The organism is Providencia sp. CIM-Carb-044 (assembly GCF_033901115.1).
Lineage (GTDB): Bacteria > Pseudomonadota > Gammaproteobacteria > Enterobacterales > Enterobacteriaceae > Providencia > Providencia hangzhouensis.
The window spans coordinates 261523-264525 of record NZ_JAXADV010000004.1; the positions used below are offsets into that span (position 1 = coordinate 261523).

At 42.5% G+C, this 3003-nt stretch carries 3 protein-coding genes; 2 read left to right on the forward strand and 1 reads right to left on the reverse strand.

What is annotated here, in order from left to right; all coding sequences use genetic code 11:
* Positions 1-128: 128 nt before the first annotated feature.
* Positions 129-1034, reverse strand: coding sequence for a fructokinase (mak, locus tag SJ312_RS10700; protein ID WP_172766809.1), 906 nt, complete (start codon positions 1032-1034; stop codon positions 129-131).
* A gap of 203 nt (positions 1035-1237) precedes the next feature.
* On the opposite strand from mak, the gene rdgC reads away from it, so the two are divergent.
* The gene (gene rdgC / locus SJ312_RS10705) at positions 1238-2143 is read left to right on the forward strand and encodes a recombination-associated protein RdgC (RefSeq protein WP_004905595.1); all 906 of its coding nucleotides are present in this window, start codon (positions 1238-1240) and stop codon (positions 2141-2143) included.
* A gap of 236 nt (positions 2144-2379) precedes the next feature.
* Complete coding sequence (locus tag SJ312_RS10710) at positions 2380-2895, forward strand: GNAT family N-acetyltransferase (RefSeq protein ID WP_004905596.1); 516 nt, start codon at positions 2380-2382, stop codon at positions 2893-2895.
* Positions 2896-3003 lie beyond the last annotated feature (108 nt).

Genomic DNA, 3003 nt, shown 5'->3' on the forward strand with positions numbered 1-3003 from the left:
CCATCTCACAGGCTCTATTTTCTAACTAATTTACGTTGTCGCTAGGCGGCAAAAGAGGGTATCTCGGGGAGCATACACAAGTATGTGACCCGAGTAACCGAATGAAGCCAACACCGCGACAGCGTAAATTAGGACGAAAACAACCAAGCAGCTCCGCGAACCCCACTCGAATCGCCATGCACCGCCTTACGAATCGGTGTATCACACTCCCTACCAAACACCCACTGACGAATACGCTTTGGTAGCTCTTCATAGAGGCAATCAACATTACTCATTCCGCCCCCTAGCACTATCACATCTGGGTCTAACATATTAATGGCTTGTCCAAGGGCTTTTGCAAGGCGATTAAGGTAATTTTCCAGTGCAATGGTGGCATGTTTATCACCTGTTTGAGCTAATGCAACAATTTCCATCCCCGTTTTTTGGCTTCCTGACATTTTTGCGTAATCCGCCATAAACCCTGTACCTGAAACAAACAATTCGGTGCAACCCGTCAGCCCGCAATAACAGCTTTCTGATACTAGAAACTGCCTATCTTGCTCATCTTGCCATGGTAAAGGGTTATGCCCCCATTCCCCTGCAACGCCATTTCCCCCCGAATGCACTTGCCCATTTATCGCAATTCCTGCACCACAACCGGTTCCGATAATAACAGCAAACACGACTTTCTCGCCTGCTCCTGCGCCATCAACCGCTTCTGAGACAGCTAGGCAATTAGCGTCATTCGCCATTTTTATTTCACGATTTAATAAATAACTCAAATCAGCATCGAACGGTTTACCATTAAGCCATGTGGAATTGGCATTTTTAACTTTACCAGTCACAGGAGACAATGTTCCAGGGATCCCCACACCAACACTACCTGACAACCCAGTCGCCGTTTCTGCATCTGCCACTAAACTTGCTATCGCTTTAAGTGTCGCATCATAATCACCACGAGGTGTTGGAATACGTTTACGAAACAAAGTATTGCCACTGTCATCTAATGCAATAACTTCAATTTTGGTTCCACCAAGGTCAATACCTATTCTCATTATGATGTTCTCTACTATTTAAAGTTTTTATGTCAGGGCTTCTATAGCTATCATGGCTTGCTTTGAGGGGGATTATCAATAGCTAACTAATGAAATGATAGCAGCCCTCAACGATAGCGCATTTTTTTTCGCTTAATAACAGACAATTCGCTATCATAGCTCCCTGCTCTAACTGGCTATTTATCAACAAAGGTAGGTTTTTCATGTGGTTCAAGAATATATTGGTCTATCGCCTGAATCGGGATTTGGCACTCTCCGCAGATGATTTAGAGAAACAGCTTGCCGCCCTCGCCTATCACCCTTGTGGTAGCCAAGATATGATGCAAACTGGCTGGGTTTCCCCTATGAATGGTGGTGATGCATTGACACATGCAGCGGGTAACCAAATTCTTATCTGTGCTAAAAAAGAAGAAAAAATGCTGCCATCTCCTGTAATTAAGCAAGAATTGCAGGATAAAATCGAAAAATTGGAAGCTGACCAAGGCCGTAAGCTGAAGAAAACAGAAAAAGATTCACTAAAAGATGAAGTTGTTCACTCACTCCTTCCTCGTGCATTCAGTAAATTCAGTAAAACCTACATTTGGATTGATACAGTAAATCAATTAATTATTGTTGATGCCGCAAGCGCAAAACGCGCTGAAGACAATTTAGCCTTACTCCGCAAAAGCTTAGGTTCCTTACCTGTCGTCCCTCTGACTTTTAAAGATCCAATAGAGCTAACACTCACTGAATGGATCCGTTCGGGCTCATTACCACAAGGTTTTGCCGTCATGGATGAAGCGGAGCTAAAAGCTATCTTAGAAGAAGGTGGTATTATCCGTTGTAAGAAGCAAGAACTCATTTCTGATGAAATCGCCACCCACATTGAAGCCGGTAAACTCGTTACCAAACTGGCCTTGGATTGGGAAGAGCGTATCCAGTTCATGTTATCTGATGATGGTTCCCTGAAGCGCCTCAAATTTAGCGATACATTAAAAGACCAAAATGACGACATCGCTAAAGAAGACTACGCGCAAAAATTTGATGCTGATTACGTATTAATGACAGGTGAACTTAGTGCATTAATCGCTCGCTTGATTGATGTATTAGGTGGCGAAGCCGAGCACTAATTTGTTTCTATCCCCTCTATCGCCCTCACAATGGCAACTCACACTTAAGTAAGTTGCCATCACTTTTTAGATCCCGCTTACATAGCCACAATTAAGTCATTGACTGGTAGTGAAATCTCTGGTTGATTGATTTATATCCATATCGCAAATTTCTAATATTTAATTATGTTCAACAACAATAATAAAAATAGCCCATCACTGATGATTATGGTCAATATTCTGTCGAAGGAAATGTTATGAAAGAGCTCATCGAACCTGAATTAGATGAAAATTCACTGGTTACCCTACAAAAAGTCACCGCCGATAATTTTTCTGAAATTTGCTTACTAAGTCATACGCTTAGTGAAGCACAACGTAATATGGTGGCTGACAATGCCTATTCCATGGTGGAAGCCCAGTTTTCTGATTGCGCATGGTATCGAGGCATTTACGCCGATGATGTCCCTGTCGGTTTCATCATGCTGCATTCTGGGTTAGATGATGATGAATTAGAATATAACGGTATTATGCTTTGGCGTTTTATGATTGCTGAACCCTACCAAAAGCTGGGATTCGGCCGTGAAGCCCTAGTTCAAGTCATCCATTATTTAAAAAGAAAAGGATACCCACGCCTTTATAATAGCTGTGGTGAAGGGGAAGAAAGCCCATTTGAGTTCTACAAAAAACTTGGTTTTGTACCAACAGGCGCTTATATGGATGATGAATGCGAGCTGGTCCTAGATATTACTAATTGGCAAGAACAAGAAGAGTAAGCCTATAAGTGCAGTCAACAACGCTACAGCACGAAGTATGACCAATACGCTAAATAGTTTGTGCTGTCGCAAGGCGGCAAATGCGTTAGAACCTAGGAGCATACACAA

Bases quoted from the DNA above. Each gene is read 5' to 3' on its own strand.
- SJ312_RS10710 (WP_004905596.1), top strand. From the start codon at position 2,380: ATGAAAGAGCTCATCGAACCTGAATTAGATGAAAATTCACTGGTTACC.
- mak (WP_172766809.1), bottom strand. From the start codon at position 1,034: ATGAGAATAGGTATTGACCTTGGTGGAACCAAAATTGAAGTTATTGCA.
- rdgC (WP_004905595.1), top strand. From the start codon at position 1,238: ATGTGGTTCAAGAATATATTGGTCTATCGCCTGAATCGGGATTTGGCA.